The sequence below is a fragment of the Nitrospira sp. SG-bin1 genome (assembly GCA_002083365.1).
Classification (GTDB): Bacteria; Nitrospirota; Nitrospiria; order Nitrospirales; family Nitrospiraceae; genus Nitrospira_D.
In genome coordinates, this window is record LVWS01000045.1 from 14,763 (window position 1) to 29,818 (window position 15,056).

Annotated in this window: 11 protein-coding genes; 6 read left to right on the forward strand and 5 right to left on the reverse strand. The window is 57.6% G+C overall.

The genetic code is table 11. The annotated features are described in order from the left end of the window. Positions 1–96 precede the first annotated feature (96 nt). The 3 genes from A4E19_09945 to A4E19_09955 all read left to right on the forward strand — a co-directional run bounded on the left by A4E19_09945 (position 97) and on the right by A4E19_09955 (position 4,577). Entirely contained in the window at positions 97–1,170 is a 1,074-nt protein-coding gene (locus tag A4E19_09945; protein OQW30344.1) for a quinolinate synthase, read from the forward strand. An 81-nt stretch (positions 1,171–1,251) separates the two neighbouring features. After that, positions 1,252–4,056: an isoleucine--tRNA ligase gene (gene ileS, locus A4E19_09950; GenBank protein OQW30232.1), complete on the forward strand. Its 2,805-nt coding sequence runs from the start codon at positions 1,252–1,254 to the stop codon at positions 4,054–4,056. Continuing rightward, entirely contained in the window at positions 4,035–4,577 is a 543-nt protein-coding gene (locus tag A4E19_09955; protein ID OQW30233.1) for a signal peptidase II, read from the forward strand. The genes ileS and A4E19_09955 overlap by 22 nt, the downstream gene beginning before the upstream one ends. Positions 4,578–4,647: 70 nt before the next feature. Here the strand turns inward: A4E19_09955 and A4E19_09960 are convergent, their stop codons facing one another. Further along, complete coding sequence (locus A4E19_09960; protein ID OQW30234.1) at positions 4,648–4,908, reverse strand: hypothetical protein; 261 nt, start codon at positions 4,906–4,908, stop codon at positions 4,648–4,650. A 12-nt stretch (positions 4,909–4,920) separates the two neighbouring features. Continuing rightward, complete coding sequence (locus A4E19_09965) at positions 4,921–5,796, reverse strand: hypothetical protein (protein OQW30235.1); 876 nt, start codon at positions 5,794–5,796, stop codon at positions 4,921–4,923. 291 nt (positions 5,797–6,087) lie between these two features. On the opposite strand from A4E19_09965, the gene A4E19_09970 reads away from it, so the two are divergent. Continuing rightward, positions 6,088–6,774 (forward strand): hypothetical protein, encoded by a 687-nt coding sequence (locus tag A4E19_09970; protein OQW30236.1) that lies wholly within the window; start codon positions 6,088–6,090, stop codon positions 6,772–6,774. Positions 6,775–7,249: 475 nt separating this feature from the next. On the opposite strand, the gene A4E19_09975 is transcribed toward A4E19_09970, so the two are convergent. Genes A4E19_09975 through A4E19_09985 form a run of 3 tightly spaced genes read right to left on the reverse strand, consistent with a single transcriptional unit; the run spans position 7,250 to position 13,579 of the window. Next, positions 7,250–8,245, reverse strand: coding sequence for a hypothetical protein (locus A4E19_09975; GenBank protein ID OQW30237.1), 996 nt, complete (start codon positions 8,243–8,245; stop codon positions 7,250–7,252). Between the two features lie 25 nt (positions 8,246–8,270). Next, positions 8,271–11,723, reverse strand: coding sequence for a permease (locus A4E19_09980; GenBank protein OQW30238.1), 3,453 nt, complete (start codon positions 11,721–11,723; stop codon positions 8,271–8,273). Further along, the gene (locus A4E19_09985; GenBank protein OQW30239.1) at positions 11,720–13,579 is read right to left on the reverse strand and encodes a hypothetical protein; all 1,860 of its coding nucleotides are present in this window, start codon (positions 13,577–13,579) and stop codon (positions 11,720–11,722) included. Before A4E19_09985 ends, A4E19_09980 begins: the two co-directional genes overlap by 4 nt. Before the next feature lie 92 nt (positions 13,580–13,671). Between A4E19_09985 and A4E19_09990 the strand changes: the two genes are divergently transcribed. Both A4E19_09990 and A4E19_09995 read left to right on the forward strand, forming a co-directional pair. Then, positions 13,672–14,553, forward strand: coding sequence for a hypothetical protein (locus A4E19_09990; protein ID OQW30240.1), 882 nt, complete (start codon positions 13,672–13,674; stop codon positions 14,551–14,553). A 2-nt stretch (positions 14,554–14,555) separates the two neighbouring features. Beyond that, positions 14,556–15,035: a sulfurase gene (locus A4E19_09995; protein OQW30345.1), complete on the forward strand. Its 480-nt coding sequence runs from the start codon at positions 14,556–14,558 to the stop codon at positions 15,033–15,035. Positions 15,036–15,056: the final 21 nt, after the last annotated feature.

Below are 15,056 nucleotides of genomic sequence, written 5' to 3' on the forward strand. Positions count from 1 at the left end.
AGAGCATTCATTGAATGTGCGGGGGGGGGTATCGTACAATGATTTTTCTCAAAATTGGAGGCAGCTGTGGCGGCCGTTGCGACATTACCAAAGCCAATCACCGAGTATCAGACGCTGTCTGCGGAGGAACTCTACCGACGGACGGTTGCGGCCAAGCAAGTGCTTGGCGAGCGCGTCATGATCCTCGGTCATAACTACCAACGGGATGAGGTGATCCAACACGCCGATTTCCGTGGCGATTCGCTTTTGCTGGCCAAACTGGCCGCCGAACGGTCCGAACGGCCCTACATCGTCTTTTGCGGCGTCCACTTTATGGCCGAGACGGCCGATATCCTCAGTCGCTCTCGGCAAACGGTGATTTTGCCCGATATGGCTGCGGGCTGCTCGATGGCAGATATGGCGGCTATCGAACAGGTCGACCAATGTTGGGAAGCGTTGGGGCGTGTGGTTCCGGTGGAAGAGACGGTGATGCCGGCGGTCTATGTGAATTCGGCGGCGGTGCTCAAGGCATTTTGTGGTGAGCATGGAGGGATCACCTGCACATCCTCCAATGCCAAAGCCGTCATTGAATGGTGCTGGGCCAGGCGAGAAAAGATCCTCTTTTTCCCCGATGAACATTTGGGGCGTAATACGGCGAACAAGATGGGAATTCCCCGCGAGCAGATGATCGTGTGGGACCCCTATCAACCCAACGGCGGAAATACCAGGGACGCCATCACACGAGCCAAACTCATCTTATGGAAAGGTCATTGCAGCGTTCATCAAATGTTTCAAGCCGTCCATGTGGACCACTTCCGCAAACAGTACCCGGACGGCAAGGTCATCGTCCATCCCGAATGCCATGAGGATGTGGTGAATAAGGCGGATCTCATCGGATCGACCGAATTCATTATTCGAACGGTGACTGCCGCGCCGGCCGGTACCGTGTGGGCGGTCGGGACGGAGTTGAATCTCGTCAATCGATTGAAACATGAACTTACCGATAAGAAAGTATTCTTCCTATCCTCTACGGTCTGTCAGTGTGCCACCATGTTTCGAATCGATGCGGCCCATCTCTGTTGGGCCATGGAGAATCTGGCCGATGGCCATGTCGTCAATCGTATTGTGGTGCCGGACGACGACAAACATTGGGCAAAAGTCGCGCTCGACCGCATGATGGCCATCAGTTAAGACTGGTACCTACCCCCTGCCTTCCGGTATAGTCCCGTGATTCGGCATGATTGCCTAGTGAACAGGCTGATTCCATTGTCTATGGATTACAAATCAACTCTCAATCTCCCGAAAACCGATTTCCCGATGAAGGCCAATCTGCCGCAGCGGGAGCCGGACATGTTGGCCTGGTGGGGTCAGCAGAAACTCTATGACCAGATTCAAGCCATGGGGCAGGGGCGGCCTCGGTATGTGTTACATGACGGTCCTCCCTACGCCAACGGTCGTATCCACATCGGCCACGCTTTGAACAAAATTTTGAAGGACATCATCGTCAAGTCAAAGACCATGGCGGGCTTCCACGCTCCCTATATGCCGGGATGGGATTGCCATGGGTTGCCCATCGAGCATCAAGTCATGAAGGAGTTGGGGGACAAAAAGAAAGACCTCGATGTTTCCGCCATTCGCCGGCTTTGTCGTGACTATGCCGAGCGATTTGTGAACACGCAGCGGGAAGAGTTCAAGCGGCTCGGGGTGTTTGGAGAGTGGGATCATCCCTATCTCACGATGACTCCGGGCTATGAAGCCACGATCGTTCGTGAGTTCGGTAAATTCGTCGAGCGCGGCGGGGTCTACAAGGGCCTCAAACCGGTGCTCTGGTGCATGCAAGATCAAACGGCCTTGGCGGAGGCGGAAGTCGAGTACGATGACCATACTTCTCCGTCGATCTACGTCAAGTTCCCCCTCGTGACCTCACCGTCCGTATTGACACAAACCTTTCCCGGCGTGTCTTTCCCTGAAAGAATCACACTGGTCTCCGTCGTCATCTGGACGACCACCCCATGGACCCTTCCTGCGAACCAAGCCGTCTGCCTTCACCGCGATTTCGACTATGCCTTTGTTCAAGTCGGCGACGAGTTGCTCATTGTGGCGGAGAAGCTTTTGGACAGCGTCGCGAAGGCCTGTGCGATCGAGAGCTATCGTGTGGTCGGTGTGAAAAAAGGCGGAGACGGATTCGAAGGCTTGGAGACGCAACGGCCGTTGTCCACAGGGCTGTCACCGATCCTGCTCGGTGAATTTGTGACGCTCGATCAAGGGACCGGTTGCGTGCATATCGCGCCGGGACATGGAATGGAAGACTATCTCCTCGTGTTGGAGCACAATGCCAAGGCGTCACCCGGTGAGCGCTTGGAGATTCTGGCGCCGGTCGATAACAGCGGACGGTTCACGGCGGTCGTGAAGGAATTCGCCGGCCAACAGGTCTTGAAGGCGAATCCGAAGATCGTCGAGTATCTTCATGCGAACGGGCGTTTGCTCGGGCATGGCTCACTCCGGCATTCGTATCCCCACTGTTGGCGGTGCAAAAATCCGGTGATTTTCCGTGCGACCGAACAGTGGTTCGTGTCGATGGAAACCAACGATTTACGAACAGAGACGTTGGCGGAGATCGAGCGGGTCCGATGGATTCCCGGCTATGGCCGTGATCGGATCAACGGAATGATTGAAAACCGGCCGGATTGGTGTCTCTCGCGTCAGCGTGTGTGGGGCGTGCCGATCCCAGGCTTCACCTGCGAAGGGTGTCGTCATGTGCTTGCCGATCCGGTTGTAATCGAACATATTGCCACGTTGATGGAATCCAAAGGCGCCGATGTCTGGTTTGAGCGAGCGGCTGTCGATCTCTTACCCGCGGGAACGACCTGTCCGAAGTGTGGGGGAACCACGTTTGAGAAGGAGCGCGACATTCTCGACGTCTGGTTTGAATCCGGGGTGAGCTATGCGGCCGTGTTGAAACCGAGGAAATGGTGGCCGGCCGACCTGTACCTTGAAGGGTCCGACCAACATCGAGGATGGTTCCATAGCGCGCTGCTGGCCGGTGTGACGACGGATCATCGCGCGCCCTATGGAGCGGTGTTGACCCACGGCTTTGTCGTGGACGGGCAGGGCAAGAAGATGTCCAAGTCGGCAGGAAACGTCGTGGCGCCGCAAGACGTCATCAAACAATCGGGGGCGGAAATCCTCCGTCTGTGGGTGGCGGCTCAAGACTATCGGGAAGATCTCCGTATCTCACAGGAGATCCTGAATCATCTGATCGAGGCCTATCGAAAGATCCGCAATACGTCCCGGTTCTTATTGAGCAATCTGTATGATTTCGATCCGGCGACGCAGGCCGTTCCATATGCGCAGCTGCCGGAATTGGACCGATGGGCCTTGTTGCGCCTCGCGGAGCTGATCACGAAAGTGCGCCGAGCCTACGAAGAGTTTGAGTTTCACTCCATCTTCCATGCCCTGAACAATTTCTGCTCGGTGGATCTCAGCGCGATCTATCTCGACATCCTGAAGGATCGGCTCTATACCTTCCGAGCCGACTCGCCGTTGCGCCGAGGATCGCAGACGGTGCTGTTGGAAATTGTGGTGACCCTGGCCAAGCTCATGGCGCCGATTCTGAGTTTTACCGCCGATGAAATTTGGCGAACGTTGCCGGAGCGTGGTCGCCGGGCAACGTTGAGCGTACATCTTGCACCGTTTCCAGAGGTCGAGTCTGCCTGGCGCGACGAACGTTTGGCGACCAGGTGGGACAAGCTGCTTACGTATCGAACCCGCGTACAGGGAGAGTTAGAAGCCCGCCGTCGAGACAAGGTGATCGGATCGTCGCTCGAGGCACACGTCCGCATTGAGGCGGGACCCGACGACTATCGATTCCTGGAGCCGTATGCGGGTGAGCTCAGCACCATTTTTATCGTGTCGCGCGTAACCCTGAAGCAAGGGATGGGACAATCGGATATTCAGATCACCGTCGAGAAGTCAGATGCCGCGAAGTGCGAACGCTGCTGGAACTATCGAGAAGCTGTCGGCAAGGATGTGACCCATCCCACCCTATGCGAACGATGTGTGGAGGCGATCCGTTGAGTGCCTCAGGCCTCCGCAATCTGGCGCTCTCGTCGGTAACCGGTGCCATTATTCTCCTGGATCAGCTGACCAAGCAGCAGATCATGCAGACGATGCGCTTACATGAATCCATTCCCATTATTCCCAATCTTTTCAGTCTGACATACATCCGGAATCCCGGGGCGGCCTTCGGTCTCTTGGCCGGAAGCAGTAATGCATTTCGGATGGTCTTCTTCGGGTTGACGTCGATTTTCGCTCTTGGATTGTTGGGTACGATCCTGGCGCGGATGCCGGAGCAGGACTGGGTGGGGCGGATCAGTGTCGCCGGGATTCTCGGCGGGGCGATCGGAAACTTGATCGATCGGCTCCGTTTCGGCGAAGTCATCGATTTTCTAGATGTCTACATCGACCACTACCACTGGCCTGCGTTCAATGTAGCGGACTCAGCGATTACCGTCGGGGTCATCTTCCTCATCATTCACTTTGCGTTTGAAAAACGGGCAGACCCCCCTACCGAATCGGAGACCTCCTCCGTTCCGTAATCCAGCGAGGAGTTATTGGTTTTGAGTTGTGAGTTCTGAGTTGAGAACTTAACACTCATCACTAAACGAGTTAGGCCGGCATTCGTACGATAAATCCGCCCTTTTCCTTGACTTGCTTCTGCTGCTCCGCCGAGAACATGAATAGGGGCTCGCTATGGCAGAACTGGCACTCCTTCGTCGTGACCGTCGCAGTCGGTTCCCCGATGCTGACCAAATACTCCTGGGCAAGTTGGAGAGCGGTGGTTTCATCAGTCGTCATGACATCGAAGTGAATGCGACCATTTTTCCCATTGACCCACGTGTCATAGACATGAATCGTATCCGAAGACATGAACAACTCCTTTCAGCGGACGACCAACATGACCAAAATGCCGAGAATAATACGATAGTACGCGAAGATACGCAAGGTATGCCGTTGGACATAGGTCAAAAACGCGGCGATGACGGCCCAGGCCACCAGGAATGAAATGACCATGCCGAGGCCGAGCGCCATGAAGTCCTGGTCGGTAAACGCCCCTCGAGCCTTCCATGTTTCGTAGACCGTCGCGGCAATGATGGTAGGGAGAGCGAGGAAAAACGAATATTCCGTGGCTACTTTGCGGTCCAACCCGGCGAGCAGGCCGCCGATGATCGTTGAACCGGAGCGAGACATGCCGGGGATGAGAGAAGCGCACTGCGCCATCCCGATCCAGAAGGCATGAACGGCCGACACCTGATCCAGACTCTTGGCATGGCTGGTCCGCTTCGTCGCTTCCACGATGAGGATGATGATGCCTCCCAGGATCGACGTCGAAGCCACCGTCAAGGGAGTGAACAGATACGATTTGATCCATCCGTGCGCCAACAAACCGAGTACGGCGGCAGGCAGGAAGGCGATTCCGAGTCCCAGCAAGAACCAGAGGTTGGGATGACTGCGCATGGAGGCCTTGACGCGATCGGACCATGTGGCGGATGACAGGTTGTCCGTGGACGCACGCCATACCTTCTGCTCTTGCCAGGCCCCCGACAGAAGCCGCCCGATTTTCTCCCGTTCAAAGACGATGACGGCAAGAATGGCCCCCAACTGGATGGAGATCTCCGCATTGGCCGCGACGTCCCCCGTGAATCCAAGCGCATGGCCGACCAAGATCAGATGGCCCGTGGACGAAACGGGCAAAAACTCCGTGAGTCCTTCAACCACACCGAGGATGACTGCGAGCGCCGGGCCCCATTCGTTCATGCGTATCCCCTGTCGGATTGTAAGCGAGAGGTTTCAACCTGTACGATCGGTTTTGATAGAATGTAAGCGATAATCACAGAGTCACGATCATCCGTCAAGGATCAGCCGCCTTGGCTTCGACGGCCGTGCATGGAGCGGAATCGATCCCTAACAAAAGCAAATAAGTTGACAATGTCATGATGTTGGCATACACACAAGGGGAAGAACGGAAGAACCACGATCACAGCCGGTCGGAACGAATTTCCAAAGGATGCACGGGCAAGCCGTAGGATTTGATGGAGGGAGGATCGCATGAGACGCGAGTGGACGGCGATAGTGTTGGTGGGCGCGGTGTTGACGACTGGATGCGTATCCAACAAGAAATACCAAGAGGCGTTGGCCGACGCGGACAACGTCAAAATGGAACTGGAGAAGACTCGCCAACAGAAGAGCGCCATGGAGCAACAGGTTCGAACCCTCAAAGAACTGAACGTCAAATTCAACAACGATGCGCAAGCGGCCCGCGATGAACTTCAGCGTATTGAGCATGGCCGCGACAAAGAGCGGGACACGATCGAGGGAAGAACCAAGGAATTGGAAGACAAAGTCAAGGCGCTCTCCGCGCAGAATAAGAACGTGCGGCAGGAATATCAGGATGTGAAGCGCCATAACGACACGCTGAAGTCATTGGTGGCGCGTTATCAAAAGGAGCTCAAGGATCGTTCGAATGCCGGAGCGTCGTCTCACTCTGCGACTCTCACCCCGAGTCAGGCTCCATCGGGAACCGCCACGCTTACCCCGGCGGCGGCTTCGGCGGCGATGAACATCAATAAGGTGTCGGCGAGCGACATGATCCTTTTCCTCGGACTGAAGCAGGACGAGGCCGACCGCATCGTGAGCAATCGACCCTATCGCGTGAAGGGTGAATTAGTAGCGAAAAACGTGGTTCCCAAAGAAACCTTCGATCTGATCAAGGATCGGATCTCCGTCAGCCCATAGGTCGCAATAGTTAGTTTCCGCGGTAGTCGAAAGGGCCGTTCTCCTTGCTGGAGAACGGCCCTTTCGTTTGGCCGAATCACCCTGCGCGGCTTGTTCGGTTTCGCTCGTGGTTTTGGGGCAAGAGAGTTTGACCGAGATTTTCGACAAGAAGGGATCTTGATTAGCGACGCAAATCGCTTGTTCTTGAGCGTCACCCCGGCGCTTGTCGCCGACCCTCACGGCTGGTTGAGCGGGGAATCTTCCATACCGGTCGACGAGGTGTGACAATCAATCGCGAGCGCGCCCAGGGAGATTGAAGAATCTTGCCGATGGCTTGACGAATACACAAAACACGACGACTATCTTGAATAAGCACTGCCCGGATGGACCACTCCCATCGAAATCAGAACCAGTCCAGAAACGTGTAGACCCCTCTGGCAAACTACCCTGAGGCCACGGAACGAGAATTTTCTCACGAACGGCCGTCAGTATCCGATCACGATCCCCCGCCTGTGGTCGGTGGGAGTGCTGAGTGCAGCAGATCTCCCAGTGAGCGAAAACCGAGGTGCAGTCCTTCGCAGACTGCAACCTGACGATCGAATCGATTCTTCGTGCGAATCATGGTCCACAGCCTGCCAAATCCCACGCGGCCCCAGGCGGCCATGTGGAAGACGGACAGCGGATAGTCGGTTCCGAAGAGCAGCCGAGATTGCAGCTCCGGGTGATGCCTGAGGTGCAACAGCATCTTCAAGCGATGGGGCTGGGTGAGGGCGGAAATGTCGGCATAGAAGTTCGGATAACGCCGGCAGAGGTTCAAAAATGTCGGAAGGAATTTCTCATAAAACATGAGGCCGTAGCTGCAGGCATGGGCTGCGATCACGGTCACTCCCTCGTCGAGCGGCAGGCGAAGCCTGTCAGGATCTCCGAGAGATTGATCCTTACCGACCAGGCTGAATTCGTAGCCGACATGGCTCAGAAAAGGCAATTTCCGCTGGGCGAGTGCGCGATAAAACGGAATGTACTTCGGATCAGCCGGGTTGAAGTGCTGGGCATTCGGCAAGACTTTAATGAGGACTGCGCCTGCATCAGCGCAGCGATGGACTTCGTCGATCGCATCTTCGCGCTGCGGATTGATCGAGGGGCCTGCTAAAAAGACATCGGGATAGGCTCGTACTGTCTTGAAGACGTAGTCATTGCTGACGAGAAAATCCGTATGCTGGCGATTGAGCAGACCGGTCTGGTCGTAGAATCCATCCATGCCGAGAAGCACGGCTTTTGAAACATGCCGTGAGGCACGGAGCTCCAGCAGAAGATGTTCGAGGTACTTCTGATTGGCCTCGCCCGGATGGGATGGTGAGAGGTCGTGTTTCCATAAGAGGAAGCGAAAGAGCGGGCTCCGAAGGAGTTTCGGCGAAATGAAACAGCCATTGTCCCTGTCGGGCAGGGCCGCGAGGTGGACATGGCAGTCGATGAGCGATTTGATTGGCTGCATGGTCAGCCGCCATACGGAGCGTGCCTTAGCCCTGCACCTCATCGTGAGAGGAGAGCCGTTCCATCGCCATCCGCTTCACAGCCCGCAAGTCGAGCTTGCCGGTTCCAAGGACCGGTAATGCCTCGACCTTGACGAACTGGTGCCTTCCCGGAATGAAGAGATTGGGCAGGCCGCTCGCCGAGACCTTTTCCAGGATCTCGGAAATGTGGGATTCCTCCAACGTATGGAGAACTGCGAGGCGCTCTCCCTTTTTCTCGTCCGGAAGACCGGTCACCGCAAAGACCTGGGTATCGGCTCCGGCTGCTTGCTGCAGCGCCTCTTCGACCTTGCCGTGGGGAACCATCTCGCCGCCGATCTTTGAAAAACGCGACAGCCGGTCGGTAATGGTCAAGAACCCGTCTTCATCCAGTGAGGCGATGTCTCCGGTAATGTACCAGCCGTTCCGCATGACCTGCGCGGTGAGATCTTCGCGTCCGAGATAACCATTCATCACATTCGGCCCCCTCACGAGCAACATTCCGGGCATGCCGGCTGGGAGCGGTGCGAAGCTATCCGGATCGACAATCTGCACCGACACGCCGGGAAGGGGTTGACCGACGGTCCCCCGGCGCGAGGCCGGTTGATAATAACCGGCTGCGCGAAAATCAGGGCAATTGACGGCAATGACCGGGGCGCATTCCGTGACGCCATAGCCTTCGATCGGTCCCACGCCGAACTTGTCCTCAATCGCCTGGGCGAGGCGTGCCGGCAGTTTTTCCGCGCCGGTGAGAATGACCCGTATCGAGCTGAATTGCTCAGGCGTACAGCGGCGAGTGTAGAGTTGCAGGAATGTCGGCGTCGTCACGAGGAACGTGATGCGATATGTTCGGATGAGTTCGCCGATGGCGGCCACATCCAGCGGCGACGGATGAAAGATCATCGTCGCGTTGTTGAACATGACGAACCAGAACACCATGTAGCCGAATGAGTGGAAGAACGGCAGGATGCCGAGGACCCGTTCATCCTGGTAAAGATGGAGCACCTGCGTGGCGCCTTGACTGTTCATGTCGATGCTGAAGTGCGAAAGCATGACTCCCTTGGGTTCTCCGGTGCTGCCGCTGCTGAAGATGATGGTCGCCAGACTGTCGGGCGTAAGAGGAGTCGTCTGTCCGCAGGCTCGTTCGATGAGTCGGGAGGGAGCGAACAAAGCCAGTAGGGCGGCTATTATCTTGTCGCCGAGGCCGACGGTCTTGGCCGCGTCCTCAAGCCAGATCACCGATGGTCCGCTCGGCAGTTCCAGTTTGGCTTTTTCGACGAAGGTATGGCTGGTCACGACCGTGCGGAGACCGGCGAGGTGTACTGCGGCCTCTAAGCCGGATTTCCCGACCGTGTAATTCAAGTTCACGATGGTTTTGCCGCAGAGTGGGGCGGCGACATTGACCAAGGCGGCGGCGACGGTCGGAGGAAGCAGAACGCCCACTCGATCTTGGCCTTGCCAATGAGGCCGCAGGGTTCTCGCCAGGACGATCGACCCGATCAGGGCTTGTAGCGACGAGACGCGCGGGCGGGTCTGGTCGGCCATGGCGAGTAGGAAAGGAGCGCGACGCATTGAGGAAATAAATTGGCGATGGAGCGGCCGGCGACCGGGTTTTCTGAGTTGCCAGGCCGCTTCGCCAAGCTCGCGAATCTTTCCGCGCAGTTCATGAGCCGTCGTGCTCGGCGGCAGAGGTGCGCCGAACGAGACTGTCACGGGATAGGGAAGACGTTCCGGCATTTTCCAGAGGAAGCGACCGTGATTGAAGCTGAAAATGCTGCCCCAGACCCGATCCAGGTGAACCGGAATGATGGGTACGGTTCGTCCCTTCACGATCCGTTCGAAACCGCGCCGAAAGGGCAACAGCGTGCCGGTACGCGTGATCTGGCCTTCAGGGAATATGCAGACGAGTTCTCCCTTATCGACGGCGGCGCCGGCATCGCGGAGTGCCCGCAGAATAACCCGCAAGCCTCCATGAGAGGTAATGGGAATGGCGCCGAGCGCGTTCATGAACGGTTTGAAGATCGGTTGCTCGGCATATTGCGAATCGACGACGAAACGCACGGGACGGTCGACGCTGGCGATCAGCAGAAAGCCGTCGATAAAGGAGACGTGATTGGGAACGAGGAGCGCGCCGCCGGATTGCGGCACATGAGCTTCGCCGACGATGCGCAGACGATACATCGTATTGGTGAGGAGGACCAGGACAAAACGAAGGAACGTGTCGGGCAAGGACCAGAGTGCCCATCCGACGCCGGCCAAGGTCATGGCGGCTGCGGCCAGGAAGATACCGGTTGTCGAGATGCCGACATTGGCCAGGGACCCACCGGCGAGCGATCCCGACAGAATGCCGGTGAACACACAGGTGTTGGAAAACGAAATGACGGCGCCGCGCCGGTCGGACGGGGACTTCCATTGGAGAATGGCGTTCAAGGGAACAAAGATGAACGAACTGGAAATTCCCAGAACGACCATCATGAGAAACGTTCCGGAGAGCGGAGGCGTCAGCAGGCCGAGCAAAAGCAAGATCACAAAGACGCCGATGGCGCCCAGGGGAATCAGTCCGTATTCCACTCGGTTTTTCGAAATCCGTCCGACCAGCATCGCACCGATGCCGATGCCCACCGACAGGATGGTGAGCGGAAGGCCAGACATCCCATCGGACAGATGCAAGACGGCCTTTGCATAGACGAGCACGTTTTGTCCGAACAGGCTTGCGACCGTCCAGAACAGGATTTCCATGGGGATAGCCATGCGCAGCATCCGTTCCGATTGGATCGCGGCCCAGGCACCTTGGATCGTGGCGTCGACGCCGCCGGCCATGCGGGCGGGCGATACCGGTGGAATGCCAAAGGCGGAGATGAGGCCTATGACCGAGAGAGCGGTCAAGACGAGCGGAGCGAGCCAAGGCTGCTCTCCGACCGCCTGTAAGAGAAAGCCTCCGGCGGCAGTTCCTGTCAGGATTGCCGCGAACGTCCACATTTCCAACAGGCCGTTGCCGGAGGCGAGCCGTTCATGTGGGACCAGCTCGGGCAGGATGCCATATTTTGAGGGGCTGAAGAGTGCGCTATGGACTCCCATGCCGCAGAGGACAACCAAGGGCAGAACGCCTCCGGCGGGGTTCAGCCAGAGGGCGACGGTGCCGGCGGTCATGAGGACGACCTCGACGACTTTGATCGAGATGATGACCGTCCGCTTGCTCACGCGATCGGCCAAGGTACCCCCGACGAGTGAGAGGAGGACCAAGGGCAGTGTGAAGACTACGAAAGCCATGGCCGTTTGCGTCTGGGCCACGGTCTCCAGTTCAGGACCCGGCGCCATCCCCGCGGTGGCCTGACGGATGGCCAGCAGGGCCACCATCAATTTCCACGCATTGTCGTTGAATGCGCCGCAGAATTGCGCGATCAGGAGGCCGCGTAGCGGGTGGGATGCAGGTTGAGTTTCAGGACCGGCAGAGGTGGTCATCCGTGAGCGGTATTGTGCCTGATTTTGGGAGTGGGGGAAATAGGCAGACCTTCCAGCTCCATGATGCGCAGCGCATTCGTCGTGGGGCAGGGGCCCGGTCTGAGCCGGTAGTCGAATTCAAGCGCGCCGGCCGAGACGGTTTCTTGGAAGTGCGCGTTGATCAGGCCCGGTATGGCCGATTCCAGATCCGCCAACTCCAAATCATGGGTGCTGACGAGGCCGTACCCGTTCCCTTTGGACAGCTCGGTGATGTAGGCACGGCTGCCGATGAGGCGCTCGCGGTTGTTGGTGCCTTTAAAGATCTCATCGATCAGGAACAGGACCGGCGGGGAGGCGCGATCCTTCGTGGCGTCCAGGATCGTTTTGAGGCGTTTGACCTCGGCATAGAAAAATGAGAGGCCGGCATCGAGCGAATCGTCGACGCGAATGCAGCAGACGAGGCGGCTCCAGGTCCATTCAAATGACCGGGCGCAGACAGGGGCGCCGGCTTGCGCCAGGCAGAGATTGATGCCGATCGTCCGCAAAAATGTACTTTTGCCGGACATGTTCGAGCCGGTAATCAGGTAAATGGAGCCGAGTCCCTTCAGATGGACGTCGTTCGTCACGCGGGTCTTGACTGACAGTAACGGATGACCGAGTCCGTCGGCATGGAGGGACGGAACTGCGCCGTCCTGGTTGTCGGCTGCGATGGGATGGATGGGCCATGCGTAATGGGGATGGAGGTAGGCGAAGGTCGCCAATGCCGATGCCGCTTCGACGTCCGCCAGACAGTTCAACCATGGAGGAAGGCGACTCGCGATGATCTGCTGAACATGCGACAACCGGCGAGTGAACCAAAGATCCCATGGGCACAACGCGTTGACGGCCAGATGGACGAGGGGATGCGCCTTGATGCTGATCGCGTGAAGCGTTCGGGCTGCCTGACGGAGGTGCAGCGTTGGGCTGGCACCACCCAGCAACTCCGCACAGGTCGAGGCGAGGGCGGTGCCTTGTCGTCGAGCGTGACGCTCGAGATAGCCGAGGACGACGGCAAGTCGTTCTGTCTCATGGTGCAGGCCGACCGCATGTTCCAGCAATTCCTCCCCCTGGTCGGTCATGAAATAGATCAACGCGTAAGCCGCAAAAGAGAACATCCAGTAGCCGGGAAGCAGGCCGAACAGCGAAGCCGAGCCGAGACCGAAGGTGGTCAGCGCGAGAAGAGTTTGGATGGTCAGGATGATGTCGAGGCGCGGCAGGCCGACCGGGTGCTCGAGCACGGCAGCGAGCCGCTTGCCGTTGATTTCCTGGTCCCCTGTCAATCTGGCTTCGAGAGCCAGACGGTCCCGGAATAAGGAGCGTGGGGTCAGTTCCTTCACCAACTGCTGACGGGCCCGCCATTCGCCAGGAGTCGGCGGTTGAGTGAGCAGCCAGCCATGTAAGCGCTCTCTGCCGCGATCCGACACGGTGGTGTCGAGAAGGTGTGTCAAAGAATGAGTTCCAAAGAGATCAAGGTCGTCCGCGTAGGGATGAGCCTTCGGAGCTGTGCCAGGTCTTGGCGGAATGGCGGCCCAATCCATGGCGACACGCGCCAGATGGGCCAGCTTGATCAGTTTCCATTGCCGAAGCCGGTGAATCCGCGTTTCCACCCTGTTATGATACGCGGCTACGGCGATAAAGAGCGTCAGGAAGACTCCGAGAGCCAGATTGCCGCTGTGATACCAGTCAAGCTTGTAGAGGGTTACGACACCGGCGAAGCCGATAAGAAAAATCGCCAACCGCCATCGAGTGAAGGTGGCGCTGGTTCTGGTTCCTCGAGTAATGAGGCGGTCGGTGCGCCGGATCATCGTTTCAATTTGGGTTTTGCGTGAGCCGGTCATATACAGGCGACCTTACTGGGAACGGGCGGGGGACGTCAAATCATGCTGCATCTCCGGCACGACTCGAGGACCACGTCCACCACGAGTGGCCAATGACGATGCCGAATGGCTGGATGGATGTGTGTATTCGTGGTCCTATCGATTCAGGAGAACTGCTGAGTCGCCTTGATGATCCGACGGTTCAGGGAGCTTGGGACGATGGGAACAATGTGCACATCTATTGGGCGGAAGACCACTGGAATGGGGAGCGGCTGGCATCGGTGCGTGCGGCCCTTTCAGACTTAGCGACAGCGACCGGGGAGCCGTCTCTTTCGGTGACACGCGTGCCTGCTCAGGACTGGAATGAGACCTGGGCGCGTTCGGTCAAGCCGCTTCGAATCGGTCGCCTGCTCATTCGCCCCAGTTGGGAACCGGTTACACTGGATCCTCGTGACATCGAGATCATATTGGATCCCAAGCAAGCGTTCGGCACCGGTCACCATGCGACCACACGTATGTTGCTGACCTGGTTACAGAAAGACATCCACGGGAAAGAACAGATTCTGGATGTCGGGACCGGGAGCGCGATTCTCGCGATGGCCGCGGTGAAACTGGGCGCCGCATCCGCCGTAGGAGTCGAGATCGATCCTGTCGCGGTCGATTGTGCGAGAGAGTATGTCGCACTCAATGGGTTGAAGGACCGGATCGACATTATCGTCGGTGCGCTGGCTGAGCTGTCCCAGGCGAGACGGCGGATCGCCGATGTGGTATTGGCCAATCTCGATCGACAAACCGTTCTGGAGCTTGCCGACGGTTTGGCATGTTCTGCCTCGCGCGCGGCACGCATCATGATCTCCGGCATTCTGGTGGAACAACAAACGGAAATCATCGACCGGTTTGCTAGCCTCGGATTGGTCTGTTCCGAACGCTGCGAGGACGAAGGGTGGGTCGCGATGAAATTTCTCAGGCCGGAATCCTGTGACGGCGAGGTATGACCATGTCCACCAGGCCCCCGTATCCCCATGTCCATCAGATCAGCATCTCCGATGGTGGTGTGCCTAAGTTGCCCGTGTGGGAGGCCAAAGTACGCGAACAAGGGTTGGAGGGCGATCGGCAGCGGAATCTCAAGTTCCACGGAGGCCCTGACCGTGCGGTCTGTTTGTACTCGCTTGAACTCATAGAACGGCTCCAGGACGAAGGCCATCCTATTGACGCCGGATCATCCGGTGAAAACCTGACCTTGTCCGGTTTGGACTGGGACCTGGTACGACCAGGTGTGCGGTTGACGATTGGCCCGGACATCCGGCTCGAAGTGACCGACTATACGACACCCTGCAGTCACAATGCGCGCTGGTTTCGTGAGGAGGACTTCTCGCGTATTTCGCAGAAGATCAATCCTGGCTGGAGCCGTGTCTATGCGAAGGTCTTACGTGGCGGTGTGGTGCGGCCGGGCGACGAAGTGATAATTGAACCGTAAAACGTATTTCGTGAAGCGTGG

Bases quoted from the DNA above. Each gene is read 5' to 3' on its own strand.
- A4E19_09995 (OQW30345.1), top strand. From the start codon at position 14,556: ATGTCCACCAGGCCCCCGTATCCCCATGTCCATCAGATCAGCATCTCC.
- A4E19_09955 (OQW30233.1), top strand. From the start codon at position 4,035: ATGTGTGGAGGCGATCCGTTGAGTGCCTCAGGCCTCCGCAATCTGGCG.
- A4E19_09990 (OQW30240.1), top strand. From the start codon at position 13,672: ATGACGATGCCGAATGGCTGGATGGATGTGTGTATTCGTGGTCCTATC.
- A4E19_09965 (OQW30235.1), bottom strand. From the start codon at position 5,796: ATGAACGAATGGGGCCCGGCGCTCGCAGTCATCCTCGGTGTGGTTGAA.
- A4E19_09975 (OQW30237.1), bottom strand. From the start codon at position 8,245: ATGCAGCCAATCAAATCGCTCATCGACTGCCATGTCCACCTCGCGGCC.
- A4E19_09980 (OQW30238.1), bottom strand. From the start codon at position 11,723: ATGACCACCTCTGCCGGTCCTGAAACTCAACCTGCATCCCACCCGCTA.
- ileS (OQW30232.1), top strand. From the start codon at position 1,252: ATGGATTACAAATCAACTCTCAATCTCCCGAAAACCGATTTCCCGATG.
- A4E19_09960 (OQW30234.1), bottom strand. From the start codon at position 4,908: ATGTCTTCGGATACGATTCATGTCTATGACACGTGGGTCAATGGGAAA.
- A4E19_09970 (OQW30236.1), top strand. From the start codon at position 6,088: ATGAGACGCGAGTGGACGGCGATAGTGTTGGTGGGCGCGGTGTTGACG.
- A4E19_09985 (OQW30239.1), bottom strand. From the start codon at position 13,579: ATGACCGGCTCACGCAAAACCCAAATTGAAACGATGATCCGGCGCACC.